This window comes from Rossellomorea sp. QJM3NY_18 (genome assembly GCF_056173145.1).
The window spans coordinates 3438133-3463564 of record NZ_CM149659.1 but is presented as its reverse complement, the minus strand read 5'-3'; the positions used below and the strand labels follow the sequence as shown (position 1 = coordinate 3463564).

Annotated in this window: 23 protein-coding genes, 1 riboswitch and 1 other annotated feature; of the genes, 15 read left to right on the top strand and 8 right to left on the bottom strand. The window is 44.8% G+C overall.

Annotated elements, in window-relative coordinates; translation table 11 throughout:
- Positions 1 to 3 precede the first annotated feature (3 nt).
- Positions 4 to 450 carry a cyclic nucleotide-binding domain-containing protein gene (locus AC0VXY_RS17865; protein ID WP_435989565.1) on the bottom strand — a complete coding sequence of 149 codons (447 nt, stop codon included), beginning with the start codon at positions 448 to 450 and terminating at the stop codon, positions 4 to 6.
- Between the two features lie 133 nt (positions 451 to 583).
- The gene (locus tag AC0VXY_RS17860) at positions 584 to 1300 is read right to left on the bottom strand and encodes a Crp/Fnr family transcriptional regulator (protein ID WP_435989566.1); all 717 of its coding nucleotides are present in this window, start codon (positions 1298 to 1300) and stop codon (positions 584 to 586) included.
- A gap of 358 nt (positions 1301 to 1658) precedes the next feature.
- On the opposite strand from AC0VXY_RS17860, the gene moaA reads away from it, so the two are divergent.
- Positions 1659 to 2666 (top strand): GTP 3',8-cyclase MoaA, encoded by a 1008-nt coding sequence (moaA, locus tag AC0VXY_RS17855; protein ID WP_475526074.1) that lies wholly within the window; start codon positions 1659 to 1661, stop codon positions 2664 to 2666.
- A gap of 136 nt (positions 2667 to 2802) precedes the next feature.
- Here the strand turns inward: moaA and AC0VXY_RS17850 are convergent, their stop codons facing one another.
- A complete protein-coding gene (locus AC0VXY_RS17850; RefSeq protein WP_475526073.1) occupies positions 2803 to 3594 on the bottom strand; it encodes a GNAT family N-acetyltransferase in 792 nt (263 codons plus the stop codon).
- 182 nt (positions 3595 to 3776) lie between these two features.
- Here AC0VXY_RS17850 and AC0VXY_RS17845 point away from each other — a divergent pair, with 182 nt between their 5' ends.
- Positions 3777 to 3926 carry a lmo0937 family membrane protein gene (locus tag AC0VXY_RS17845; RefSeq protein ID WP_106298475.1) on the top strand — a complete coding sequence of 50 codons (150 nt, stop codon included), beginning with the start codon at positions 3777 to 3779 and terminating at the stop codon, positions 3924 to 3926.
- Between the two features lie 57 nt (positions 3927 to 3983).
- Here AC0VXY_RS17845 and pckA read toward each other — a convergent pair whose 3' ends face one another.
- Positions 3984 to 5573: a phosphoenolpyruvate carboxykinase (ATP) gene (gene pckA, locus AC0VXY_RS17840; RefSeq protein WP_435989569.1), complete on the bottom strand. Its 1590-nt coding sequence runs from the start codon at positions 5571 to 5573 to the stop codon at positions 3984 to 3986.
- A 318-nt stretch (positions 5574 to 5891) separates the two neighbouring features.
- A riboswitch (SAM riboswitch) is annotated at positions 5892 to 6034 on the top strand.
- Positions 6035 to 6250: 216 nt separating this feature from the next.
- On the opposite strand from pckA, the gene metK reads away from it, so the two are divergent.
- Positions 6251 to 7453, top strand: a complete 1203-nt coding sequence (gene metK, locus AC0VXY_RS17835) for a methionine adenosyltransferase (protein WP_435989570.1) — start codon at positions 6251 to 6253, stop codon at positions 7451 to 7453.
- Positions 7454 to 7570: 117 nt separating this feature from the next.
- On the opposite strand, the gene AC0VXY_RS17830 is transcribed toward metK, so the two are convergent.
- Positions 7571 to 8086 carry a gamma carbonic anhydrase gene (locus tag AC0VXY_RS17830; RefSeq protein ID WP_435989571.1) on the bottom strand — a complete coding sequence of 172 codons (516 nt, stop codon included), beginning with the start codon at positions 8084 to 8086 and terminating at the stop codon, positions 7571 to 7573.
- Between the two features lie 84 nt (positions 8087 to 8170).
- On the opposite strand from AC0VXY_RS17830, the gene AC0VXY_RS17825 reads away from it, so the two are divergent.
- From AC0VXY_RS17825 to AC0VXY_RS17810, 4 genes are all read left to right on the top strand, one after another.
- Positions 8171 to 8974, top strand: a complete 804-nt coding sequence (locus tag AC0VXY_RS17825; RefSeq protein ID WP_435989572.1) for an alpha/beta hydrolase — start codon at positions 8171 to 8173, stop codon at positions 8972 to 8974.
- Between the two features lie 13 nt (positions 8975 to 8987).
- Entirely contained in the window at positions 8988 to 10061 is a 1074-nt protein-coding gene (locus AC0VXY_RS17820) for a tetraprenyl-beta-curcumene synthase family protein (RefSeq protein WP_435989573.1), read from the top strand.
- 322 nt (positions 10062 to 10383) lie between these two features.
- Entirely contained in the window at positions 10384 to 12792 is a 2409-nt protein-coding gene (locus tag AC0VXY_RS17815) for an immune inhibitor A domain-containing protein (protein WP_475526072.1), read from the top strand.
- A 104-nt stretch (positions 12793 to 12896) separates the two neighbouring features.
- Positions 12897 to 13901 (top strand): LLM class flavin-dependent oxidoreductase, encoded by a 1005-nt coding sequence (locus tag AC0VXY_RS17810; RefSeq protein WP_435989575.1) that lies wholly within the window; start codon positions 12897 to 12899, stop codon positions 13899 to 13901.
- Between the two features lie 40 nt (positions 13902 to 13941).
- On the opposite strand, the gene mnmM is transcribed toward AC0VXY_RS17810, so the two are convergent.
- Together mnmM and mnmL are read right to left on the bottom strand one after the other, a co-directional pair.
- Entirely contained in the window at positions 13942 to 14514 is a 573-nt protein-coding gene (mnmM, locus tag AC0VXY_RS17805) for a tRNA 5-(aminomethyl)-2-thiouridylate-methyltransferase MnmM (protein WP_435989576.1), read from the bottom strand.
- Complete coding sequence (gene mnmL / locus AC0VXY_RS17800; protein ID WP_475526071.1) at positions 14511 to 15476, bottom strand: tRNA modification radical SAM protein MnmL/YtqA; 966 nt, start codon at positions 15474 to 15476, stop codon at positions 14511 to 14513. Before mnmL ends, mnmM begins: the two co-directional genes overlap by 4 nt.
- Positions 15477 to 15676: 200 nt before the next feature.
- Between mnmL and AC0VXY_RS17795 the strand changes: the two genes are divergently transcribed.
- From AC0VXY_RS17795 to AC0VXY_RS17785, 3 genes are all read left to right on the top strand, one after another.
- Positions 15677 to 15970, top strand: a complete 294-nt coding sequence (locus tag AC0VXY_RS17795) for a YtzC family protein (RefSeq protein WP_435989578.1) — start codon at positions 15677 to 15679, stop codon at positions 15968 to 15970.
- Complete coding sequence (locus tag AC0VXY_RS17790) at positions 15967 to 16131, top strand: hypothetical protein (RefSeq protein WP_060672924.1); 165 nt, start codon at positions 15967 to 15969, stop codon at positions 16129 to 16131. The genes AC0VXY_RS17795 and AC0VXY_RS17790 overlap by 4 nt, the downstream gene beginning before the upstream one ends.
- Before the next feature lie 135 nt (positions 16132 to 16266).
- The gene (locus AC0VXY_RS17785; RefSeq protein WP_435989579.1) at positions 16267 to 17454 is read left to right on the top strand and encodes an MDR family MFS transporter; all 1188 of its coding nucleotides are present in this window, start codon (positions 16267 to 16269) and stop codon (positions 17452 to 17454) included.
- Positions 17455 to 17780: 326 nt separating this feature from the next.
- On the opposite strand, the gene AC0VXY_RS17780 is transcribed toward AC0VXY_RS17785, so the two are convergent.
- The gene (locus AC0VXY_RS17780; RefSeq protein WP_475526070.1) at positions 17781 to 18284 is read right to left on the bottom strand and encodes a cupin domain-containing protein; all 504 of its coding nucleotides are present in this window, start codon (positions 18282 to 18284) and stop codon (positions 17781 to 17783) included.
- Positions 18285 to 18459: 175 nt separating this feature from the next.
- On the opposite strand from AC0VXY_RS17780, the gene AC0VXY_RS17775 reads away from it, so the two are divergent.
- The 5 genes from AC0VXY_RS17775 to leuS all read left to right on the top strand — a co-directional run bounded on the left by AC0VXY_RS17775 (position 18460) and on the right by leuS (position 25336).
- Entirely contained in the window at positions 18460 to 19818 is a 1359-nt protein-coding gene (locus AC0VXY_RS17775; RefSeq protein WP_475526069.1) for a sigma-54 interaction domain-containing protein, read from the top strand.
- A gap of 264 nt (positions 19819 to 20082) precedes the next feature.
- Positions 20083 to 21405, top strand: a complete 1323-nt coding sequence (locus AC0VXY_RS17770; RefSeq protein WP_475526068.1) for a GntP family permease — start codon at positions 20083 to 20085, stop codon at positions 21403 to 21405.
- Positions 21406 to 21409: 4 nt separating this feature from the next.
- Positions 21410 to 22186, top strand: a complete 777-nt coding sequence (locus tag AC0VXY_RS17765) for a 3-hydroxybutyrate dehydrogenase (RefSeq protein ID WP_475526067.1) — start codon at positions 21410 to 21412, stop codon at positions 22184 to 22186.
- A gap of 64 nt (positions 22187 to 22250) precedes the next feature.
- A complete protein-coding gene (locus AC0VXY_RS17760; RefSeq protein ID WP_475526066.1) occupies positions 22251 to 22421 on the top strand; it encodes a hypothetical protein in 171 nt (56 codons plus the stop codon).
- Between the two features lie 207 nt (positions 22422 to 22628).
- Positions 22629 to 22851: a binding site (T-box leader), on the top strand.
- 70 nt (positions 22852 to 22921) lie between these two features.
- On the top strand, positions 22922 to 25336 hold the full coding sequence (leuS, locus tag AC0VXY_RS17755) for a leucine--tRNA ligase (protein WP_475526065.1): 2415 nt from the start codon (positions 22922 to 22924) through the stop codon (positions 25334 to 25336).
- Positions 25337 to 25432: the final 96 nt, after the last annotated feature.

Sequence of the window (25432 nt, the reverse complement as noted above, 5' to 3'; positions counted from 1 at the left end):
TCTTCAACTCATTAAATTCACAATTTCTTCATAAGAGCTTTTCAAGTTTTTATGAAAAGATCGCAATATATTTCTTTGCAGCAATGGATGCTGGTCCGATATATTGATGATTAATTGAAGAGGGGCTTCCATATATATTGTGGTTTCTCTCACCTCAAGACTAATTGAATCCCCATCTTTATGATAATGAAGAAAGACACTCGGCATAAACATATCATTTGTTATGAATGACCCAATTTTATATTGAGAATCCCGGGATTCTTTAATGTGAACGTGGAGAGAACCGGATAATATGATGATCATCGAGTTTCTCTTCTGTAAGCAAATAATGTCACCCTCTTCTTTTTTTATGATGCTTGAAGCTTCCACTATCCTTTTCAGTTGACTATTCCCAATGTCTTGAAACAAGCTGAGACTTTTCAGGTAAAGCAGATAATCCTGCTTATGCATTCCTTCTCCTCCTCTTATAAATGCATTTTCATCATTATAAAAGAATCCCTGAAAAATAACTGTGACACTTTTCACAGTTATTGGAATATAAAAAGGCGGCCTCAACTTTACATTGAGACCGCCTCACATTCTCTTAATCTATGTTGCAAATATCAATCGAACAGTTTTCACAACCGATTTCTCCTCTAAGGTATTCTAAATCCATAATGATGATCTTGCCGTCAGATGTATAATCAATGATATTCTTTTTCTTTAATTCACTCAGCATACGGTTAACACTTTCTCTCGTCGCAGCACAAAATTTGGCTAATTCCTGATTGGTGAGATGAATATCGAGAAGAATTCCTTTTTCATTTTTAATCCCATAAGAGTTTGATATACGGATAATGGTGGAATAAAGGGCGCCTTTTTTTCCATTCATGATTAAATCCCTGATTTTTGATTGGTTTTTTCTAAGGTGAGTTGAAATCCATTTCATAAATTCGAAGGTTAAGGGGGCATCGTTTATTAGATTTTTTTCTAACGCATCTCTTTGTATGACGTGAACTTCTCCTTCTTCTAACGCATATGCACTTAACATGTAAGTGGCATCATCAGAGAAAAGCGTCAATTCTCCAATAAAGTCGTCCTTTTTACATATTCGCATGTTCAATTCCTTGCCTTCAAGACTCAACTTGCTAATTTGAAAAATACCGGATTTAATCAGATATAATTCAGCTGCTTCTTCCCCTTCCTGAAATAAGAAGGTGCCTTTCTTTATTTTTCGTGGAGTTCCGATTGACTGTAATAAAGAAGCCAAATCCTCAGAAACAGTGGAAAGGTCGCTTTTTCTTTTGTTATTCAATTCCATTAAGGTATCACCACTCCTAAATTTGAGTACCAATAAACATCTACTAGATAACATATATTCTACATGTAACTTTTATCACTATTGCATTTAAAGTAACATGTTATGCTTACGTTTACAACTAAATTCTGGAAAGGAAGATATATACTTTATGGGCCTGAAGTGGAGTCAATAGACGTTCTTTATATAGAGGAAAAAGAGATGGGGAAAAATGCGAGCGGATCCTTTAGAAATGTGAATACAGTCCATGATTTGGAAAATTTTAAATAAAAAGGAGGACTGTGATAAACATCATAATGAACCCTGACCCTTCGTGATAAGATGAACACATATCGCTACAAAAAGTAAGGAGTGCGAGAAAATGAAGAATGTTCTCGATACCCGAAAACGACCGATGCGTGATTTAAGAATTTCAGTAACGGATCGTTGTAATTTCAGATGCAGCTACTGCATGCCTAAAGAGATTTTCGGGGCTGATTATCCCTTTATGAAACAAGATGAAATCCTTTCCTTCGAGGAAATTGTCCGCTTAGCAGAAATATTTGCGGAATATGGAGTGGAGAAGATTCGTTTAACCGGCGGAGAGCCTTTACTGAGAAAAAATCTTCCGGTGTTGGTAAAACGTCTTTCGGTGATTGATGGGATTAAATACGTCACGTTAACAACAAATGGAGTGTTCCTGGCAATGCATGCCAAAGAGCTGAAGGAAGCAGGTATATGCCGGGTAAATGTCAGTCTTGATTCTCTTGATGATGATGTATTCAAGAATATAAATAATATGAATACGAGTGTCTCAGCCGTTCTGAAGGGGATCTTCTCAGCAAGAGAGGCGGGGATTGAAGTCAAGGTGAACATGGTTGTCAAGAAAGGGTTAAATGATCAGGAAGTATTGGCAATGGTGCGTTTCTTTAAGGAAGAAAACATTACACTGCGTTTTATTGAATATATGGATGTTGGCTGTACGAATGGTTGGAATTTCAAAGACGTCGTCTCAAAAAAACAGCTATTTGATATGATTCAGGAGCATTATCAACTCGAACCTGTTAAGCAGGACTTCTTTGGAGAAGTAGCTAAGAGATATCGCCACAAAGGAACGGATACCGAGGTAGGGTTTATCTCCTCAGTGACGGAAACTTTCTGCGGTTCATGTACGAGGGCGCGGTTATCAACAGATGGAAAGCTTTATACCTGTCTGTTCGCCTCAGAAGGATACGACTTAAGAGACATGCTCCGGTCAGGTGCATCTGATGAGGAAATTACTGCGAAGATCCAATCTATCTGGGAAAAGCGGGAGGACCGTTACTCTGAAGTCCGCACCGAAGAAAGCAAGATGAATCGTAAAATCGAAATGTCGTATATTGGTGGATAAGGTGAATCCGCTGGGCTTTTTTTATGGAAATTGAATCACCGTAAGAAAACGATTGGTACAGGCGAAATTGATCCAGAACCGGAACGTGGCAGCATAATAAAAAAGTGGATGCCTATTTATAGGAATCCACTTTTTTTCATTTGAATTTATACATTGACCAATAACCGATATCTTTGAATCCGATGCGCTTATAAATTTTTCCTGCTTCAGGATTATCATAAAATAGGCATAGTTCTTTTCCTTCGCTCAAAACGTCCCGGCAAAGCTTTGTCATGCACTCGGTGGCGTAGCCCTTCTTCTTATATTCCGGATGGGTGCATACGGCGACGATCATGGCGGACATGCTGTTCTCCGCTGTGGTGGAAGCGGAAGAAACGAACTTTCCGTCCTCTTCTACATAGTAACTGCGGGCAACCCCCTTTTCTATCCCATGCTTTCTCTTCTCTACGGTAAAGTCTCCACCGCTGAATTCCGGGATAGCGTTCAACAGCTCCACAAGTTGCGGTAAATCGGTGAAAGAAGCCTCTTTCACATGCGGCAGGTCCCGGTCTTCCATGGAGGATGTACTGTCACATTTGGCATAATACATATGTCTTTTCGAATTGATTGTCCTGGATAAGAAGGGTTCAACTTCAGTGACAATCCGTTTTAATCCTGAAACGATGCTGTAGTCTTCTGTCTCATTGATAATGGCGGCGAAGCCTTCAGCGTCAAATTCCCCCATGGAAAAAGGGATGAAGTTTTCCCTGTATTTGAGAAGGATTCCCCTAAGATTTCCTTCCTTATCAAAATCTCCCCAAATTTTCTGGAAATCCTGTTCATATCCAAAGGCTTCGATGTCCCCGATGATGAACAAGTTCTCAGCAGGCTGCTGCTGAATGAGTTGTTGACATATCTCATGGTCTTTCTCTGTAAGCTGTCTGATCATCTCAATTCCCCCCTGTGAAATTTAATCATAATCATACCAAAATTAGTAATATTTAGTAAAGTGCTATTTTTCAGAGGAATCGTAAAAAATAATAAGGAAATGGTAATGGTTTTAAAATTCATCTTTTAGGGAAACTTAAGAGCACAACAGTTTTTCTATAACAGTTTTAAGGAGGAGCACACATGCTTTGGACCATAATCGGAATCTTATTAGTTCTTTGGTTACTAGGATTGATCTTTAAAATCGGTGGAGCTGTCATCCATGTTCTACTGATTATTGCCGTTGTGGTATTCTTATTTAACAGAATCACCGGCCGCAAAAAAGGGCTATAACGATAACAAAGGTCCGTCCCTCAGATTTGAGGGACGGACCTTTGTATGTTAAGTGATTTATTTTACGGCCGGGCCGCCTTTTTCCTCGATGTCAGAAGGGACGTTCGAGAATTTCTTGAAATTCTCGTTGAATTTGTGAGCCAGTTCTTTTGCCTTCACTTCATAGGCCGCTTCATTGGACCATGTCTTCTTCGGTTGAAGCACTTCGTCTGGAACACCAGGAACGTGAACCGGGATGTTCAGGCCAAAGATCTCGTCTGTTGCGGTTTCGACATTCGTAAGCTCATCCTCAAGGGCTGCCTGGATCATGGCGCGGGTGTAGGAAAGCTTCATGCGATTCCCAACTCCGTATTCTCCTCCGGTCCAACCGGTGTTCACAAGGAATACCTGCGCATTGTGCTCATCGATCTTCTTACCAAGCATCTCTGCATAACGAGTGGCAGGAAGCGGAAGGAACGGTGAACCGAAGCATGTCGAGAATGTTGCCTGTGGTGACGTGATTCCACGCTCCGTACCTGCAAGCTTTGAAGTATAACCGCTTAGGAAATGATACATTGCCTGTTCTTTCGTCAGCTTGCTGATTGGAGGTAATACGCCGAATGCATCAGCTGTTAAGAATACAATTGTATTTGGGTGCCCTGCGATACTTGGTTCCACGATGTTTTCCATCGCTTGAATGGGGTAGGCAGCACGCGTGTTTTCTGTTAAAGTGTTATCATCATAATCCGCGATGCGGGACATTTCATCAAGAACGACATTTTCAAGGACGGAACCGAAACGGATCGCATCAAAGATCTGAGGTTCTTTTTCACGTGTCAGACCGATGCACTTAGCGTAGCAGCCGCCTTCGATATTGAATACGCCGTTCGGGGACCAGCCGTGCTCATCATCACCGATCAAGCGGCGGTTGGGATCTGCGGATAAAGTCGTTTTCCCTGTACCGGACAATCCGAAGAATAACGCTACATCGCCTTCACGACCGACGTTCGAAGAGCAGTGCATGGAAAGGATATCGGATTCAGGAAGTACATAGTTCATGACAGAGAAGATTGATTTCTTCATTTCACCGGCATATTCCGTACCGCCGATCAATACGATTCTCTTTTCAAATGAAACGATTATGAACGTTTCAGAGTGAGTTCCGTCGACTTCAGGGTCAGCTTTGAAGTTCGGAGCTGAAATCACGGTGAATTCGGATTGATGCTCTTTCAACTCTTCTGTTTGAGGGCGGATAAATAATTGGTGGGCGAACAGATTGTGCCAGGCGAATTCATTGATCACTTGAATCGGCAGTCTATGTTTTGGGTCTGCGCCTGCGAACCCTTTAAATGAGAAAACTTCTTCTTTTTCTTTTAAGTATGTGATGACTTTTGTATATAATTTATCGAATGATTCCGAAGAGATCGGCTGATTGACAGAACCCCACTCGATTTTATCCTTCGTAGTTGGTTCTTCCACAATAAATTTATCTTTAGGAGAGCGTCCTGTGTATTTACCAGTTTCTGCTCTGACTGCACCTGATGATGTTAAAACGCCTTCATTTCGTTGAAGGACCTTTTCGACTAGTTGAGAAACAGATAATTGTTCCTGAATGTTTTGACCGTTAAGTAATTCTGTTAATTCATTAGACATGCTCACTGAATTCATTAGAACCCTTCCTTTATATAAATTTATTTAATGGTATCGTTTTCTTCACAAAAATAGTATAACACAATCGAGCTATTAGTCTATACTATTTATTTAATTTTATAAGGTGTCTTCATTTTGTCACATTTCTTGACCGAATAAAGCTTGTTTCTTCTTATTTATATGTAATACTTCCTGCAATGTTTAGCCTCATTACCCCATTAGGTTATTTTAATGAAGAAAAACAGGCTGAAATCATGAAATGAATGGTTAAACCTGTCATCCAAAAAAAGTTGACACCACTTGTCCTAACCGTTATCATTGTTCCTTGAACGGATACTCTTATCCTGAGCTGGTGGAGGGAGCAGACCCTATGAAACCCAGCAACCTGCTAAATAGTGAATGGATTCATTTCCTTAATGAATCCGATTAAGCGAAGGTGCTAAACTGAGGCAAGGTCTCTAAACCTTGAACGATAAGAGAGAAAAGGCGCGGCTATGATCTGAAACCTTTCCTCTGAAGCTTTTTTCCCCGAGGAAGGGTTTTTTCTGTTTATAGTGGACCACATGCACATAAATCATGATTTATTTATAAATGAATCATGTTTACTTCATACTACTTAGGGAAATGAGTACCGTATCTGTTTACTGTTTTGTCAGAAGAATCGTTCTGACAAATATGCTTAAGGAGGAACCTTGATGTCAACTAAACGTCGTCTGTTTACATCTGAGTCCGTAACCGAAGGACATCCAGATAAAATTTGTGACCAAATCTCTGATTCAATTCTTGATGCAATTCTTACGAATGATCCGAATGCCCGTGTAGCGTGTGAAACGTCTGTCACAACGGGTCTTGTTCTGGTTGCCGGTGAAATCACTACGAATACGTATGTCGATATTCCGAAAATCGTTCGTGAAACGATCCGTGAAATCGGCTATACCCGTGCGAAATACGGCTTCGATGCTGAAACATGTGCCGTTCTTACATCCATTGATGAGCAGTCGGCTGATATCGCTCAAGGTGTCGATCAGGCCCTTGAAGCCCGTGAAGGTCAAATGACGGATGAAGAAATTGATGCCATCGGTGCAGGTGATCAAGGGCTGATGTTTGGATTCGCATGTAACGAAACGAAAGAGCTTATGCCTCTTCCGATTTCCCTTGCACACAAAATCTCCCGTCGATTAACGGAAGTTCGTAAAGAAGAGATCCTTCCTTACCTTCGTCCTGACGGAAAAACGCAAGTAACCGTTGAATACGATGAAAACGATAAGCCGGTCCGCATCGACACGATCGTTATCTCGACTCAGCATCACCCGGAAGTGGCGTTAGAGCAGATCCAACGTAACTTGAAAGAATACGTCATCGACCCGGTTGTACCGAAAGAACTGATCGATGAACAGACTAAATACTTCATCAACCCGACTGGCCGTTTCGTAATCGGCGGACCTCAAGGTGATGCGGGACTTACTGGACGTAAGATCATCGTTGACACTTACGGCGGATACGCTCGTCACGGTGGCGGTGCATTCTCTGGTAAGGATGCAACAAAAGTGGACCGTTCAGCAGCTTATGCAGCGCGCTATGTTGCGAAGAACATCGTGGCAGCAGGCCTTGCTGACAAATGTGAAGTTCAATTAGCGTATGCTATCGGTGTTGCGAAGCCCGTATCCATCTCCGTTGATACATTTGGAACAGGGAAAGTTTCAGAAGATGTATTGATTGACGTTGTCAGCAATAACTTTGACCTGCGTCCTGCAGGAATCATTAAAATGCTGGACCTTCGTCGTCCAATATACAAGCAGACAGCTGCTTACGGACACTTCGGCCGTAACGATATCGATCTTCCTTGGGAACGCACGAACAAAGCAGAAGCGTTAAAAACGGAAGCACTGGGCAAATAAGGGAAGATAGAAGAGACCAACACTTTTTCAGAGTGTTGGTCTCTTTTTTGATGATATTCACAAGAAAATCTTCCATGAGTATTCTCAAGGAGGATGGGGTATCCCAAGTATAGGAAGTTAAAACGGTTTGATGCTCTTATAATACTGTCCTTTTTCAGCGTATTCCCTTGAGATGCGCTTCATTTCACTGATATCGTGCTCATTGAGCTCCCTCACGACCTTTGCGGGTCGTCCGAATGCCAGGGTATTAGGAGGTATGACCTTCCCCTGTGGAACAAGGCTTCCGGCTCCGATGAACGCCCCTTCGCCGATTTCGGCATTATCGAGGATGATGGAGCCCATGCCGATCAATGCCTTTTTCCTGATCTTGCAGCTATGTAAGATCACCCCGTGTCCGACAGTTACTTCATCTTCAAGGATAAGAGGGTTATTTGGACTCTGATGAAGGATGGAGTTATCCTGTATATTTACTTTATCACCGATCTTAGTGGGAGCGACATCCCCTCTGATGACGGTATTGAACCAAATACTTGATTCTTCACCGATCTCGACATCTCCTGAGATGGTCACATAATCAGCGATGAAAGCCGAATGTGCGATGATGGGTTTTTTATCGTAATATGGATAGAGCATTTTTTACTACCCCTTTCAATAATATTTATTATAATAATGGTAGCAGAATTCATTCATGGAGAGAACTACAAAGGAGGATTTGCCATGTGGAAATGGGAATCAGATCAAGAGGCAAAGGCAGTCATCGTCATCATTCATGGGGCGATGGAACATCACGGAAGATATGGTTGGCTCATTGAAATGTGGCGTGCTGCAGGCTTTCACGTCGTCATGGGTGACTTACCCGGTCAGGGAATGACGTCAAGAAGCCATAGGGGACATATCGATTCCTTTGATGAATACATCGTGGAAGTGAAGGACTGGGTCCAGGCAGCCTATCAATTCGAATTGCCTGTCTTTGTGATCGGTCATAGTATGGGCGGGCTTATCGCCATACGACTCCTGCAGGAATCCCATGTGAACGTAGCGGGTGTCATTTTATCCTCGCCGTGTTTAGGATTGGTTACGACCCCGGCTAAACCGGTCGAGCTATTATCCCTCGGTTTAAATAAAATCGCTCCGATGGTGAAGTTCCCGTCAGGTTTGACCATCGATATGGCGACTCGGAACGCAGATGTCCGGGAAATCGACAGCAATGATACGCTCTATATAACGAAAGTGTCTGTCCGCTGGTACAGGGAGCTCGTACAGGCGATGAAAGCAGCATTCACCAACCTGGAAAAAATGCCTGATGTCCCCTTGCTTGTAATGCAGGCGGGGGATGATAAAATCGTCGAAAAAAAAGCTGTGAAAAAATGGTTCAATGAGCTGTCATTATCTGAAATGCATTACAAAGAATGGCCAAAGTGCTATCATGAAATTTATAATGAACCTGAAAGAGAAGAAATTTATGAGTATTCAAAGATCTTCATTGAAAGTCGCTTGAAAGCGCTGGGATACATTTTGTAAAAGAGGTGATGAAATGTCGATACCAAGTGATCCCTTTTCATTAATGACACGAGTATATCGCACCGTTTTTCCTATCGTGCATGAGGAATTGGACGGCTGGAAAAAAAGGGCGGAAAAGATACCCAATCAGGAACTGAGGAACCAGGCACTTGCGAGCATCCACCATAAAACGTTCCATTGCGAGGGAGGATCGATTCTTTCCCTTCTGGCATTGGATCATAAAGCAGATACGATCCGATTCATCGTCGCCTATCAGACGATCAGCGATTATCTGGATAATCTGTGCGATCGCAGTGTGTCCCTTGATCCCGATGACTTCGCCCTCCTTCATCAGTCCATGAAGGATTCCCTGACGGTGGGGGCGGAACCCGTCAATTATTATGCATTAAGACGGGATCAGGATGATGGAGGATATCTCAGAGATTTGGTCCTGACCTGCCAATCCGTTCTACGTCAATTAAGTCACTACGACAGTATCAAGGAAGATCTCCTGGAACTGTGTGAGTACTATTGTGATCTGCAAATACATAAACACGTGAAGAAAGAAGAGAGAGAGGGAAGGCTTCAGGATTGGTTTGAAACCCATCGCCCGAACCTGCCTGAAATGGACTGGTATGAGTTTTCCGCATGTTCGGGTTCGACTCTTGGAATCTTCTGCTTAGTCTCTTATGCCAATCGAAGTGACTTTAAGCCTTCGTATACAGAGAAAATCAAGCGGGGGTATTTCCCGTACATTCAAGGATTGCATATCCTTCTCGATTATTTCATCGATCAGGATGAGGACCGGGAAGGGGGAGATTTGAACTTCTGTTTCTACTATGAAAATGATGAGCATTTAAAAGAGCGACTCATCCATTTTCTGCAGAAGGCCGATGAACATACCCATGAGCTCCCCCATGCCCATTTTCACCGGTTGATCAATAAAGGACTCATCGGGGTCTATTTATCCGACGACAAAGCCAGTAAACAGGCGAGCGTCCAATCATTCTCCAAGCAATTCATCGGAGAAGCCGGCTGGATCACCAGATTCTTCTACCTGAACGGGAAAATTTACCGCAAATGGAGAAACCGCAAAAAAACATCTTAATAGACGCTCGAGGGACGGACTTCCGAAATACTTCGGAGGTCCGTCCCTTTTTTTGTCTATTTTCCCCAACCAAAGTTGGACACAGTTATCCAATGTAAGACTAAATATACCATATTTATACAAAATATTTTTGTTGATTTTCCTGGTTTAGTGACTATAGACCTATTATTCTGTCGAGCTTATATAGATCTTTTTAACTATATTGTATTTATTTCGTAATACTAAATAACCAAATTTATTCTGAATATATTTACTTTTCAGAATAGTGGAGTATATTGTAGTTAGTGTAAATATTTAGTACATAACTAAGGGGGAATCGTGTTTGAAATCACGTAAAGTATTATCCATGGCCATGGCCGCAGCACTGAGTGTAGGGGCATTTGCTGTACCTGCATCAGCTGCAACCGTGGGGCCTGAGAATGTGTTAGCGAAGCCAACGGTGAAATATGATCATAAGCATGGAGGGGCTTTCGATTTAGGAATTGCAAATGATGAACGCCTGATCGAGATGCTGAAGAAAGAAGGAAAGATCAAGAAGAATGCGACAGCTGCAGAAGCACAGAAGGGACTTCAAAAATTCCTGAAAGCGAAAGCAGATTCCGCTGAAAATCATCCAGGGGAACTTCAGGATGAGGTAGCGGAAACGAAGACCAAGCTGAAAAAAGAAATGAAGAAAAACGGTTTGACTCATGGTAAAGGAAATAAGCTTGGACATGCGAAGAAAAATAAACCTGACTCGGTTGAAGAAGAAGCATATGATGGTGAGAAACGAACAGATGAAGTGTTAGTCCTTCTCGTTGATTATCCGGACAAGCCACATAACACCATGACCGAAGATGAAACGGATATGTATTATGAAGGTGAAGATGCTTATTCAAGAGAACACTATCAGGATATGCTTTTTGGTACAGGTGGCTGGACAGGGCCTGACGGTAAGACCTATGTATCCATGAAACAATACTATGAACAGCAGTCTGGCGGAAGTTATTCAGTAGATGGTGAGGTTGCTGGCTGGTACACAGCGGACAAGCCTGCCGCTGAGTATGGTGGAAATGATCCCCAGCCGGATGGCAGCGACGTAAACGCACGCGGCTTGATTAAAGAAGCACTTGCTAAAGCTGCTGCAGACCCTGAAGTGAACCTTGCTGATTATGATAAGTGGGATCGTTACGATCTTGATGGTGACGGAAATTATCTTGAACCGGACGGGCTTGTCGATCACTTAATGGTCATTCACTCAGGTGTTGGTGAAGAAGCGGGTGGTGGATCTTTAGGATCTGACGCTATCTGGTCCCACCGTTGGAATCTTGGCGGGATCTTCCCGATTGCCGGATCTCCTACTCCTGAAGTTGATTACTGGGGAGAAGGGACAATGTACGCGTATGATTACACAATCGAACCGGAAGACGGTGCAGTCGGAGTCATGGCCCACGAATATGGACATGATTTAGGATTGCCTGACGAGTATGATACACAATACTCTGGTGCCGGTGAAGCAATCAGCTACTGGTCCATCATGGCAAGCGGAAGCTGGGCGGGGGACATCCCTGGAGCACAGCCGACTGGATTCAGTCCTTACGCGAAGGAAATGCTGCAAGCTTCAGCTGTAGTGGATAGTGAAGGTACAGAAGGAAATTGGCAGACTGGTACAGAAGTAGCCCTTGAAGATCTAGATAGTAAAGGGATGGAAGTCCTTCTGGACGAAGCTGCTACAAAAGGTACGAACAATGATGTCGTGAAGGTGACTCTTCCTAAAAAAGAAGTGCAGGGAATCAAACCTGCCTTTGGTGAAAAGTACTACTACAGTACAAAAGGGGATGACCTCAATACGACGTTAGTATCTCCTGAATTCGACTTAACCAATGCTACAACCGCTACATTCGATTTCAAAACATTGTATGAAGTGGAGTTTGAGTACGACTATCTATACGTAACCGCTAAAACAGCCAGCGGCAAGGAAGTTGAATTGGATGTCATCGGTGACGATGATACGAATGGGGATGCAAGTGCTGAAACGACAAATGGTGAATGGGTGGATAAGTCGTATGACCTCAGCCAATTTGCAGGTGATAAAGTGACGCTTGAATTCAACTATGTGACGGACGGCGGCTTGGCCCTTGACGGGTTTGCTATGGATAATGCAACACTGACAGTGGATGGAAATGTCGTGTTTGAAGACGGTGCTGAAGGTGAGGCTCAATTCACAACAGATGGTTTTGAAGTATCAAATGGAATTTCGCTTAAAGATCATTACTACCTGCTTGAATGGCGCAGCCACAACGGTGTCGATGAAGGTCTTGCCAACATCCGCCGTGGTGCAAGCCTTATGGAATATAACGAAGGATTAGTTGTATGGTATGTGGATAATTCATTCTCTGATAACTGGACTGGTAAACATCCAGGAGATGGTTACCTTGGAGTTGTCGATGCAGATCAAAAGGCCAACTACTGGAGCGACGGTTCAGTTGGATCTACTCGCTACCAGATCCACGATGCTGCATTCAGTCTGAATAAATCAGAGAAGATGTTCCTTGATTACACTGATTTACTCGGCCTTACAATGAAAGACAACCACACTGCCCGTAATCCATTATTTGATGATAGCAAGGATTACAGCAATAAAGCTCTTGTAGACGCTGGACGTAATGTACCGAACTACGGATTGAATTTCCGTGTAACAGGAGAAAGTGCTGACGGTACAGTCGGTAAAGTGTTACTTTACAAAAAATAAGGAAGCAAAAAGGGTGATGGCCATTCCGGCCGTCACCCTTTAAGCATGTTAGTGGACATTTTTTTCCTCAGAATTGATAATAATACACACATCAATCAAAGGAGATGTCCATTTTGAAGCTAAGTGTACTAGATCAGTCACCGATTGCAGAAGGAATGAGCCCACAAGAGGCTTTAAATCATACAGTGAAATTAGCACAGCATACAGAGAAACTGGGGTTTGAACGGTTCTGGGTATCAGAACACCATGATTCCGCGAGCCTTGCCGGTTCATCACCGGAAGTGCTCATTGCCCATCTTGCACAGAATACGTCACGGATCCGCGTCGGATCCGGGGGAGTCATGCTTCCCCATTACTCTTCATACAAAGTAGCGGAGAATTTCCGTTTGCTTGAAGGCTTGAATCCGGATCGGATCGATTTAGGCCTGGGGAGGGCTCCCGGTGGAATGCCGATGGCCACGATGGCCCTGCATGACGGGAAGCCTAGAGATGTAAATCGTTACCCGGAACAAATCGATGATCTTCTCGGTTATCTGACGGATTCCCTACCTGATACCCATCCATACCAGGGACTCACGGCAGCACCGATGATCAAAACCATGCCGGAAGTCTGGATGCTTGGGTCAAGTCCATCCAGTGCCATGCTTGCCGCGCAAAAAGGACTTCCTTATACATTTGCCCAGTTCATCAATGGTGAAGGCGGTCCTCAATATACGCAAGCCTACCGGAATAACTTTGTCCCATCAGAGTACCTAAACGAACCGAAGAACATCGTAGCCGTTTTTGCCATCTGTGCCGAAACGGATGAAGAAGCTGAAAGGGTCGCGTCAAGCATCGATCTATCCATCCTGATGATCGAACAGGGCATGCGATCGAACGGAACCCCGAGCCCTGAGAAAGCGGCAGCGTATCAGTACACCCCATTCGAAGCCATGAGAGTGCGGGAAAACCGCAAGCGCATGGTGGTCGGAGGTCCGAAGAAAGTAAAAGAAAAGCTACTCGCACTCAGCGAGCAGTATCAAACCGATGAAATCATGCTTGTCAGCATCACCTACGATTTCAAAGATAAACTTAAATCATTCGAGCTGATCGCCAACGAATTATTATAAAAAGATAGGGACGGACCTCCGCGGAGGTCCGTCCCTACTTTCATCTTTTCTCAAGCGCCACGATAAATGGCGGGTTATTAAGCTGGTTTATGAACTGGTATCTCAGGACATGCACGTAGTTTTGGTCCAATCGCTCTACGTAGCGGAGGATATAGTCCCGTTCAACGGCGCCTTCAGGATGTCCATGATAAATGACAAGGACGAGGATTCCTTCAGGAGCCATCATTTCGAGAATTTGATTTAACGCGAGTATCGTCGTCTTAGGACGGGTGACGATATCCTTGTCACCGCCGGGCAAATACCCAAGATTGAAGACGGCCCCCGTCACTTTCCCGTAATGCAATGGCGGGATGACGTTCATGACGGTCTCATGTCCCTGATGGAACAGGGTCACCCGGTCAGCGAGATCGTGGGTGATCAGTTGTTCCCTCGTATTATGGATGGCTTCTTCCTGGATATCAAAACCGTATACCCGGCCATTTTCCCCAACCAGGCGAGCGAGGAACAGGGTGTCATGCCCATTCCCAAGCGTCGCGTCTATCGTGATATCTCCGGGTTCCACCGCCCGTTCCAGAAGCTCTCTCGCGAAAGGTAGTATTCGATCTAATTTCATGCTTTCACATCCATTTTATAATATTTTCCCTGCCAGCTGTCCCGGCGTTTCAATTCATCATCAATGGCGTTCAGTACGCTCCATTTATTCACGCTCCACATCGGTCCGATCATCAAGTCGATAGGTCCGTCCCCTGTGATTCGATGAACGATCATTTCAGGAGGGATGACTTCTAGTTGGTCACAAACGAGTTTCACGTATTGATCAAAGTCCATGAACTCCACGAGACCTTTTTCATATTGCTTGACCATGGGGGTTCCCTTCAGTAAGTGCAGAAGATGGATCTTGATTCCCTGAACGTCAAGCTTTGCCACTTCACGTGCCGTTTCCATCATCATTTCCTCATTTTCCTGTGGAAGTCCGTTAACAATATGGGAACATACACGGATCCCGTGCTTGCGCAATTTATGGACACCTTCGACATAACACTGAAAATCATGGGCCCGGTTGATTAAGCCCGCCGTTTTTTCATGGACGGTTTGCAGCCCGAGCTCAACCCATAGATACGTTCTCTCATTCAATTCAGCCAAATATTCGACGACGTCGTCAGGAAGGCAATCAGGGCGTGTGGCGATGGAAATGCCTACGACTCCATCCTGCTTCAGAACGGATTCATATTTTTCCTTCAGGACGTCAACGGGTGCATGGGTATTCGTGAACGCCTGGAAATAAGCCATGTACTTTCCGTCTTTCCACTTTTTATGCATTCTTCCTTTGATGTCATTGAATTGTTTCTCTAAGGAGTCGACCCTGCTTCCGGCAAAATCCCCGGATCCGGATGCACTGCAAAAGGTACAGCCGCCGTGTGCAACCGTGCCATCCCTGTTTGGGCAATCAAACCCGCCGTCGAGGGCAACTTTAAACACCTTATGTCCGAAATGGTTTCGGAGGTGATAATTCCATGTGTGATATCGTTTTGAATCTGTGGCATATGGAAATGGGTTTGTCCCGATGACAAACACCTCCTAAATTTCAAGTGATATAGCGGTATGTATGACGCTAAAAAGATTTTATCATGAACACGGGGACAAATGTATCCTGCGCATGGAAATAGGCGAAGATTACCACTTTTGAAACGGGCAAACAAGTTCAAACTAAGATGGAGGAGAGTAAGGATAGGACCTTCCTCTCCTTGATTCCAACCATCAAGGAGGTAGTCGAAATGGCAACAAGGAATTCGATGGATGAATGCATTCAGAAGTGCGAAGATGCCATTCGTTACGCTCAACAACAATATAAAGCAGGGACACAGCAGGAGCATTATCATGATGTGGAGTATACACAGGCCATGCAGCAGCTTGAAGAGGCGGTCAACGACGTGGCTCACATGGCGAACAGTGCAAACTCCCAACAGCGTGAACAACTGCATCGCATGAGACTTCAACTTCAAGCGATGCAAAATGAAATGATTTTGTTGGATCATGATCCGAATGTAGTGGGAGGTAAATTACATTGAGTACACGCTCCGATCAAAACAACCCTGAACAAAAGACCCGTAGTGATTTCCGGAAATTGGATACGGAATTCGGTGCTGAAAACAATCCTGTCAAAGAAGCTAAAAAACGCTACGAAAAACAGGGTCAGCCCGTTAAATCCAATCATCATAACGGGAAATAAACGTCCCCGGCCAGGTGCTCAAAAGGAGTGCCTGGTTTTTTTGTGATTTCAAAAAAATAATTCTTGCCCCCTTTCCTGAAAAGGAGTAAAATCCTTTTGGGACTCGAAATAAAAGGGTGGAAAGGGGGCAGAATGATGCCCAAATCATTATGGTTACTTGTCATTGGAATGATGGTGAATGTGACAGGTGCCTCTTTTTTATGGCCGCTTAATACGATTTACCTTCATGAAAATTTAGGGAAGTCACTGTCTGTAGCGGGAATTGTGCTGATGATGAATGCAGGCGCGAGTGTGATCGGGAATCTGATCGGAGGGACTTTATTCGATCGTTTTGGCGGTTATCGTTCCATCCTGTTAGGAATTTCAATCACATTATCCGCCCTGATCGGCATGAATATTTGGCACGGCTTTTCATACTATATCGTCTTCCTGACTGTTGTCGGATTCGGGTCAGGTATCGTATTTCCTTCCATGTACGCCATGGCAGGTTCGGTGTGGCCGGAAGGGGGACGGAAAGCATTCAATTCCGTCTATGTCGCTCAGAACATTGGAGTGGCCGTAGGGGCCGCATTGGGCGGGTTCGTCGCCTCATTCTCCTTTAACTATATATTTATGGCCAATCTGATTATGTATATCGTCTTTTTCTTCATCGCCTTCTTCGGATACCGGAGCATTTCGGTTGAGGGTCATCATACGTCGGTGTTGAATGAATCGAAGGTGATAAGGGATAAATCGAAGCTGAAGGCACTGCTCTTCATATGTGCAGCCTATCTTTTATGCTGGATGGGGTACGTGCAATGGCAGTCCACCATCGCCACGTATACGCAGGAAATCAATATATCCCTGAAACAATACAGTTTATTGTGGACGATCAATGGAGCGTTGATCGTTCTTGCTCAGCCGCTTTTATCCAAAGCAATCAAGCGCTTTGAAAACAATTTAAAGCTGCAAATCATGATCGGGACCATCATTTTCATGATTTCATTCGGTGTAGCTTCGATTGCCGATCAATTTCAGTGGTTTGCCATTGCCATGATTATCTTGACGATCGGTGAAATGCTCATTTGGCCGGCGGTCCCGACAATAGCGAACTCACTTGCTCCAAAGGGCAGAGAAGGATTTTATCAGGGGATCGTTAACAGTACGGCAACCGGTGGAAGAATGATCGGTCCGTTTATCGGAGGGGTGCTGGTTGATGTATTCAGCATGCAGGTGCTCTTCATGACACTGATCGCGTTTTTCATCGTATCATTATTGATTACCAGTCAATATGACCGTCCATTGAAAAAGAAAAGCGCCGTGACAGTATCCGTTCAACAATGAAGAAACCCCCAATGAGTAAATCATTGGGGGTTTTCTCCATATAAAAAGGGCTCCCATTTCCTATGGAAGCCCACTTGCAAAAAAATTGAGGCGGATAATCAGCAAACGCCACATCGTTTGTTGTCACAAGGACGTGATCACCGACTTACACAATTCAGCTCATCGCTATAATAGAATAGCATAGGACTTGAAAGAAAACAAGACTATTTTATAAATATAATCTTTATCCGAAGATTATATTGTGCATTTATAAGTAATGATAGCCGTTTCTAAGAAGCATTACTATAGAGAAATAGGAATGAATACAGTGCAGAATGGTTTCTAACTCATTTTTTGAGCCAATATTTTATCAGAGGACCCTTATCGCCAAATACTGGGTCTGATGTTGGAAGGGGAACATTTTTGATCTCAATTAACACACTGGGGCGTTCACGTAATGAGCCCTTTTTTAAATTATAACTGTCTCCGTCCGGATAGGCACCGGCGACTTTAAAGTCGGGACTTGCTGACAATTTCTTATGACCGGTCCCGGCTGGCAGGATCATCACATCACCTTGATGGACCGTCACTTCCTTGCCCATTTCCCCGCCTAATTGAACGCTTGCCTCACCCTGCATGACACCCAATACTTCGTGGGCATTGCTGTGATAATGGTGATAATCGTAAATGCCGTTTGTCCAGCTGTTCAGCCAGTGATTCTGGTTGAAAATCTCTTCGGCTTCATTTGCCTGATTGAGTGCGTTCCGGTAAATGAGTACGGGCAGGTCCGGGTTATTTGGGATGATTCCATCGTCTTCGAAATAAAATATATTCAGTTCTGCGATTCTCATCCTTTCATTCCTCCATTCATTGTTAAGAAGATTCCCTAATACGACAGGCATTAAACCGAATCTCGACTGGTAATTGAAGTTATTGACAAATCTGAATTGTTTTCAAAAAGCCCATGATAGGATGTGCTACTATAGAGGTATATGTTCTCTTGCAAAACAGAGGAGGCGATGGGAAATGAGCAGTTTATTAAAAAAGGTGTCCGTCGACATGATCGAAATCATTCTTGAGAACGCTTTCGAGTGGCTGGTCGTCGTCGATGACGAAGGAATCATCATCTATATAAACGATAATTACTGTCGCTTTCTTGAGGTTGAACGGGAGAAAGCGATAGGAGCACATGTGACCAATGTGATTGAAAACACGAGAATGCACATTGTAGCTGAAAGCGGGAAAGAAGAGGTGGCCGACCTTCAATATATCAAAGGAAATTACATGATTGCCAACCGAATCCCTATTCAAGTGGACGGGAAGGTGATCGGGGCATTCGGAACCGTCATTTTCCGTGATACGAGTGAATGGATGCAAATGAGTTCACATGTGAAAAACATGATGTCAAAAATCCAAAGTTACATACAGGATATCAATACCGGGGTGAAATACTCGCTGAATGATATCATCGGGGAATCACCCGGTATGAATGAATTGAAGGACAAAGCACAAATGATCGCCCCGAGTGATATTTCCATCCTGATCAGAGGGGAAAGCGGAACGGGTAAAGAGCTGTTCGCCCACAGCATTCACCAGCTGAGTGAAAGAAGTGGACAGCCTTTCATTAAAGTGAACTGTGCAGCGATCCCTGAACAGCTCTTGGAGTCGGAGCTCTTTGGTTACGAAGAAGGAGCATTTTCCGGGGCCAAAAAGGGCGGAAAGAAAGGTAAATTCCAGCTTGCCCATAAGGGGACATTGTTCCTTGATGAAATCGGTGACATGCCTCTTAATATGCAGGCGAAGCTTCTCAGGGTATTACAGGAAGGGGAAGTCGAGGCAGTCGGTTCAACCCGGATTCAGAATGTGGACGTGAGGATCATTGCCGCCACGAACCGTCCGCTGGAAAAAATGATGGAAGAAAAGAGATTCCGGAGTGATCTGTATTACCGGATCAATGTCATCCCGTTTCAGATCCCTCCACTGCGAGAGAGGAGAGAGGATATTGAAACCCTCTCATCCTTTTTCTTGGAAAAATCCACAAAATCCTCTGGAAAACGCATCAAGGATTTTGACCAAGAGGTGATGCAGATTTTTCTCTCCTACAGCTGGCCGGGTAATCTGCGTGAATTGGAAAATGTCATTCATGCTTCAACCTATCTGTCGAATGGAAGCAAAATTTCCCTTCAGTCATTACCGACATATATGAAGTCGGGTAATGTATATGGAGTGGGATCGAAAACGCTGAAAGAAATCCTGGAAGAAACGGAAAAGTCCGTCTTGACTCAAAGTCTCCAAGCCCAACCCGATAAGCGAAAGGTTGCAGAGTCGCTCGGAATCAGTAAATCCACCCTGTATGAAAAATTAAATAAATATGGGCTTTTATAAACTCATTAGATAGTCCGGAAATGCGGAAAATAGTCCGCTTTTCCGGACTATCTTTTTTAAAGAGAATGGTGAACATTTCGTGACTGAAGGATGAATTTGTCCAGGATTTCGGACTCCCAAAAAATCCGCCAGTGTTTTAATAGTAATCTGAAAGTTGGCACAATTATTGCATGTTTCTCAGTGAATATATTTTTGGGAAAGGGGAGCGTACACAGCAAGATGAAAATGTAAGCGTCATCATATGAGGATAAAGGGGGAAATACCATGTTAAGCATGATCGGTTTGATTGGAGGACTCATTTTATTAATCTTTTTAACGATGAGGGGCATGAATATCCTGATCGTTGGGCCCATCTCGGCATTGTTTGTCGCAGTGCTGAGCGGCATGCCGCTTTTTCCGCAACTGGCAGGGAAAGGTGAAGCGGATCTCGTCACGAACTATATGTCAGGTTTCACAAGCTTTGTCGCTGCCTGGTATTTGATGTTCTTACTGGGAGCCGTCTTCGGAAAAGTGATGGAGGATAGCGGTGCTGCAGACAGCGTATCCCGTTTCGTAGTAGAAAAATTGGGGATGAAATACGCTGTGTTCGCCATCGTGCTTGCCTGTGCGGTCTTAACGTACGGGGGAGTCAGCCTGTTCGTTGTAGCATTCTCGGTTTATCCTATGGCTGTCAGTCTATTTAAACAAGCGGATCTGCCACGCCGTTTCATTCCGGCGGCATTGGCGTTCGGGTCGGTCACATTCACGATGACCTCAGCCGGTTCACCGGAGATCCAAAACTGGATCCCCATCGAATACTTAAACACAACGCCTTATGCAGGCTGGGAAGTCAGCTTGATCGTTGCCGTATTCATGGCGGTGTTTGGGTACTGGTGGTTAAAGCGCATGATCACGAAGGCTGTGAGAAAAGGAGAGAAATTCCACGCACGTGAAGAAGATCCGATCATTGATGAAGGCAGACCATTACCAAACCCGTTCATGGGATTGATTCCATTATTGGTCGTCCTCATCCTGGCTTTTTCATTCCACGATTCTTTAAAGCAATCGGCTCTGATTATCGCCTTGCTCGGCGGGGTCATTTCCGCCTATGTATTGAATCGTAAGTATTTCAAAGGCTTCTGGGGAGCTGTTTCCGAGGGGACGGTCGGAGCGTTGATTGCGATCGGGAACACGGCTGCCGTTGTCGGTTTCGGTGGGGTGGCCAAAGCCGTGCCTGCCTTCACTACAGCAGTCGATGTCATGACGAATATTCCCGGTTCACCGTTGATCGGTGGAGCCATCGCCGTCAGTGTCATTGCCGGAATGACAGGTTCGGCTTCGGGTGGTCAGGCGATTGCACTGCCGATTCTTGCACCGCATTACGTCGAGATGGGTGTCAATCCAGAAGCCCTTCACCGGGTAGTGGCAATATCTTCAGGAGCACTGGATTCACTGCCGCACAATGGTTATGTCGTGACGACGATCCGCTCGATCTGTAATGAATCACACGGAGAAGCGTATGGCGCTGTCGGAGCATTGACAGTCATCGTTCCTCTTATCGGATTGGCACTTGCGATTGTATTGTTCAGCTTGGGAGTGGGGGTTTAAGAAAATGGTAGAAAATAAAGTGGTATTCATAACAGGGGCAGCCCAAGGCATCGGCTACCAAATCGGCAGGGAATTTGCCGTTGCTGGAGCGAAAGTCGTCCTGACGGATTTGAAGGAAGATGCTGCCCGGGAAGCTTCAGAATCCCTTAAAACAGAAGGATATGAGGTTCTCGGATTGGGCTGTGACGTAACCTCGGAATCAGAATTAAAAGAAGCCATCGAAAAAACGGTGGATCATTTCGGGAAGCTCGATGTCCTGATCAACAATGCAGGGCTACAGCATGTATCACATATCGAAGAGTTCCCTACTGAAAAGTTCGAACTGCTGTTAAAAGTCATGCTGACGGCCCCATTTGTCGCCATCAAGCATGTTCTTCCCCACATGAAGAAGCATGGTTCGGGGCGGATCATCAATATGGCGTCCATTAACGGATTGGTTGGATTCTCCGGCAAAGCCGCCTATAATTCTGCGAAACACGGAGTCATCGGCTTGACGAAAGTCGCGGCACTGGAAACGGCGGAGCATGGCATCACCGTGAATGCGGTTTGTCCGGGCTACGTGGATACGCCTCTGGTCCGGAACCAACTGGCGGATCTCGCGAAGACGCGCAACGTCCCTTTTGAGAGGGTGATTGAAGAAGTCATCTATCCTTTGGTGCCCCAGAAACGATTACTGGACGTCAAAGAAATTGCAGACTATACGATGTTCCTTTGCAGTGATGCAGCAAAAGGGATCACCGGGCAGGCCGTTGTACTGGACGGCGGGTATACGGTTCAATAGATTGATTGAGGAGAAATGGCTCTTTAGGGGGCCGTTTCTTTTTTTGATGGTGTGGAGAAAGTGGATGTTTAGTTGGATTAAAATGGAAAATGGCTGGATTCTTCATCAAAACGGCCGGATTATCTTCCGTTTCGGCTGGATTCTTGGTCAAAACGGCTGGATTTTTCTCGATATCGGCCGGATTTTCAGCAGAATCGGCTGGATTCGTCTGGAGACCGGTCCCAACTTGTACTGAAAGGGCCGGACTCCTCTCCCGTGACCGGTCCCTTTCCAACGAAAAACCCCGATTCTTCTCAAAAACAGTATGATAACAGACGAGTACGGCCAAATTTTCAACCATACTCTGGAACAAATGACAAAATTCTTATCCACAAACCAACAATAGGCTTGCGCTTCTGTATATTTTTCACTAAAATAGTGAATACATATAGTGTTTACTTATATCGAAACGTTGATCAGGAGTAGTAGTGACGGTTTTCTGTCGTAGAGAGTTGACGGGTGGTGAAAGTCAACCAGAAGCATCATGAACTCGCCTGCTGAGTTGCAAGTGTGAAGTAACAGTAAGACTTGCCGTTTTCCGCGTTAAGGATGAATGAAGCTGAGTGCGCGTACACTAATGTGGGTGGTACCGCGGGAGAATGTACATACAGACTCTCGTCCCAAATATTTATTTGGGATGAGGGTTTTTTTGTTTTTTAAAAGAAAGGCATATGACAATCAAAGGAGGATCTCAATATGAGTTTTAATCATAAGAGTGTTGAGACGAAATGGCAGCAGTATTGGGAAAAGAATAAAACGTTCAAGGCAACCGAAGACGAAAGGAAATCCAATTTCTATGCACTGGATATGTTCCCGTATCCATCAGGTGCCGGCCTTCACGTCGGACATCCGGAAGGGTTCACGGCGACAGACATCCTTTCCCGCATGAAGCGTATGCAGGGGTACAATGTCCTTCATCCGATGGGCTGGGATGCATTCGGTTTACCGGCTGAACAATATGCCCTTGATACAGGGAATGATCCGGCAGAATTCACTCAAAAAAATATCGATACGTTCCGCCGACAAATTAAATCACTTGGTTTCTCTTATGACTGGGACCGTGAAGTCAATACGACTGATCCCGGTTACTACAAGTGGACGCAATGGATCTTCACAAAGCTTTATGAAAAAGGCCTCGCTTATGTGGATGAGGTTGCCGTGAACTGGTGTCCGGCACTTGGGACGGTCCTTGCCAATGAAGAAGTCATCGACGGGAAGAGCGAACGCGGTGGTCATCCCGTAGAACGCCGTCCGATGAAGCAGTGGATGTTGAAAATCACAGCTTATGCAGACCGCCTGGTGGAAGACCTTGAAGAGGTTGACTGGCCGGAAAGCATTAAAGACATGCAGCGTAACTGGATCGGACGCTCTGAAGGGGCAGAAGTGAATTTTGCCATTGACGGTCATGACAAATCATTCGATGTATTCACGACCCGTCCGGATACAATCTTTGGTGCGACCTATGCGGTACTTGCTCCTGAACATCCATTTGTAGCAGAAATCACCACAGACGAACAGCGCTCGAAAGTGGATGTGTACATCGATAAGATCAAGTCGAAAAGTGATCTTGAGCGTACAGATCTTGCAAAAGAAAAAACGGGTGTATTCACAGGTGCTTATGCCATCAACCCGGCTAATGGTGAGAAAATGCCGATCTGGATCGCCGATTACGTTCTGATGAGCTACGGTTCAGGCGCGATTATGGCTGTTCCTGCCCATGACGAACGGGACTATGAGTTTGCGAAAGAATTCGATCTTCCAATCGTGGAAGTGGTTGCGGGTGGAAACGTTGAAAAAGAAGCGTACACAGGTGACGGAGATCATGTGAATTCCGGTTTTCTTGACGGATTTGGTAAGGAAGAAGCGATTGCGAAAGCCATTTCCTGGTTGGAAGAGAAAAATATCGGAACGAAGAAAATTACGTATCGCCTTCGCGACTGGCTATTCAGCCGCCAGCGTTACTGGGGTGAGCCGATTCCAGTCATCCATTGGGAAGACGGTACGACAACGACTGTTCCTGAAAGTGAGCTGCCGCTTGTCCTTCCGAAGACGACTGAAATCAAGCCGTCCGGAACAGGTGAATCTCCGCTTGCGAACATCAGTGAATGGGTGAACGTCGAAGATCCTGAAACAGGCAAAAAAGGACGTCGTGAAACAAATACGATGCCTCAATGGGCAGGGAGCTGCTGGTACTACATCCGTTATATCGACCCACATAACGAAGAAGCCCTTGCCGATGCGAAGAAAATGCAGGAATGGCTGCCGGTCGATACGTATATTGGTGGAGCCGAGCATGCTGTCCTTCATCTGCTGTACGCCCGTTTCTGGCATAAGTTCCTTTATGATATCGGAGTAGTTCCAACGAAAGAGCCGTTCCAGAAGCTGTTCAACCAAGGAATGATCCTTGGGGAAAACAATGAAAAAATGAGTAAATCGAAAGGGAATGTCGTGAATCCCGATGAGGTTGTTGAATCTCATGGTGCCGATACCCTTCGCCTTTATGAAATGTTCATGGGACCACTGGAAGCGTCCATTGCCTGGAGCACGAACGGACTTGACGGAGCGCGCCGCTTCCTTGACCGCGTATGGCGCCTGCTTGTCGAGGAGGACGGTACCATTTCTTCTAAAGTGAAGGATGCACCGAACAGCGACCTTGATAAAACGTATAACCAAACCGTCAAGAAAGTGACAGAGGACTACGATGGCCTTCGTTTCAATACAGGGATTTCACAGCTGATGGTATTCATCAATGATGCCTATAAAGCGGATACCCTTCCGAAGGAATACGTGGAAGGATTCATCAAGCTTCTATCACCGATCGCTCCGCACATGACTGAAGAACTTTGGAGCAAGCTTGGTCATGAAGGAACGATTTCCTACGAAGCATGGCCGACCTTCGATGAATCGAAGCTTGTGGACAACGAAGTTGAAATCGTCCTGCAAGTGAACGGAAAAGTGAAAGCCAAAGTCATGATCCCACGCGACATGACAAAAGACGAACTAGAAAAAACAGCCATGGAAAACGATGAAATCAAAACACAAATCGATGGCAAAACCATCCGCAAAGTCATCGCAGTACCAGGCAAACTAGTCAACATCGTAGCCAACTGATAATGGTGAGGGACGGACCTCGAAATGGGTATGATTTTAAGCGTAAATCGCTTTAAATCAGCATTTCGATGAGGTCCGTCCCTCTTTTGGATCTGA

What these genes read in the sequence shown, in the direction of transcription:
- AC0VXY_RS17795 (WP_435989578.1), top strand. Translation starts at nt 15,677, where the DNA reads ATGGCAACAAGGAATTCGATGGATGAATGCATTCAGAAGTGCGAAGAT.
- AC0VXY_RS17785 (WP_435989579.1), top strand. Translation starts at nt 16,267, where the DNA reads ATGCCCAAATCATTATGGTTACTTGTCATTGGAATGATGGTGAATGTG.
- moaA (WP_475526074.1), top strand. Translation starts at nt 1,659, where the DNA reads ATGAAGAATGTTCTCGATACCCGAAAACGACCGATGCGTGATTTAAGA.
- mnmM (WP_435989576.1), bottom strand. Translation starts at nt 14,514, where the DNA reads ATGAAATTAGATCGAATACTACCTTTCGCGAGAGAGCTTCTGGAACGG.
- AC0VXY_RS17760 (WP_475526066.1), top strand. Translation starts at nt 22,251, where the DNA reads ATGTTTAGTTGGATTAAAATGGAAAATGGCTGGATTCTTCATCAAAAC.
- AC0VXY_RS17780 (WP_475526070.1), bottom strand. Translation starts at nt 18,284, where the DNA reads ATGAGAATCGCAGAACTGAATATATTTTATTTCGAAGACGATGGAATC.
- metK (WP_435989570.1), top strand. Translation starts at nt 6,251, where the DNA reads ATGTCAACTAAACGTCGTCTGTTTACATCTGAGTCCGTAACCGAAGGA.
- AC0VXY_RS17845 (WP_106298475.1), top strand. Translation starts at nt 3,777, where the DNA reads ATGCTTTGGACCATAATCGGAATCTTATTAGTTCTTTGGTTACTAGGA.
- AC0VXY_RS17820 (WP_435989573.1), top strand. Translation starts at nt 8,988, where the DNA reads ATGTCGATACCAAGTGATCCCTTTTCATTAATGACACGAGTATATCGC.
- AC0VXY_RS17860 (WP_435989566.1), bottom strand. Translation starts at nt 1,300, where the DNA reads ATGGAATTGAATAACAAAAGAAAAAGCGACCTTTCCACTGTTTCTGAG.
- AC0VXY_RS17825 (WP_435989572.1), top strand. Translation starts at nt 8,171, where the DNA reads ATGTGGAAATGGGAATCAGATCAAGAGGCAAAGGCAGTCATCGTCATC.
- AC0VXY_RS17775 (WP_475526069.1), top strand. Translation starts at nt 18,460, where the DNA reads ATGAGCAGTTTATTAAAAAAGGTGTCCGTCGACATGATCGAAATCATT.
- AC0VXY_RS17865 (WP_435989565.1), bottom strand. Translation starts at nt 450, where the DNA reads ATGCATAAGCAGGATTATCTGCTTTACCTGAAAAGTCTCAGCTTGTTT.
- AC0VXY_RS17850 (WP_475526073.1), bottom strand. Translation starts at nt 3,594, where the DNA reads ATGATCAGACAGCTTACAGAGAAAGACCATGAGATATGTCAACAACTC.
- AC0VXY_RS17830 (WP_435989571.1), bottom strand. Translation starts at nt 8,086, where the DNA reads ATGCTCTATCCATATTACGATAAAAAACCCATCATCGCACATTCGGCT.
- leuS (WP_475526065.1), top strand. Translation starts at nt 22,922, where the DNA reads ATGAGTTTTAATCATAAGAGTGTTGAGACGAAATGGCAGCAGTATTGG.
- pckA (WP_435989569.1), bottom strand. Translation starts at nt 5,573, where the DNA reads ATGAATTCAGTGAGCATGTCTAATGAATTAACAGAATTACTTAACGGT.
- AC0VXY_RS17810 (WP_435989575.1), top strand. Translation starts at nt 12,897, where the DNA reads ATGTCCATTTTGAAGCTAAGTGTACTAGATCAGTCACCGATTGCAGAA.
- AC0VXY_RS17765 (WP_475526067.1), top strand. Translation starts at nt 21,410, where the DNA reads ATGGTAGAAAATAAAGTGGTATTCATAACAGGGGCAGCCCAAGGCATC.
- AC0VXY_RS17770 (WP_475526068.1), top strand. Translation starts at nt 20,083, where the DNA reads ATGTTAAGCATGATCGGTTTGATTGGAGGACTCATTTTATTAATCTTT.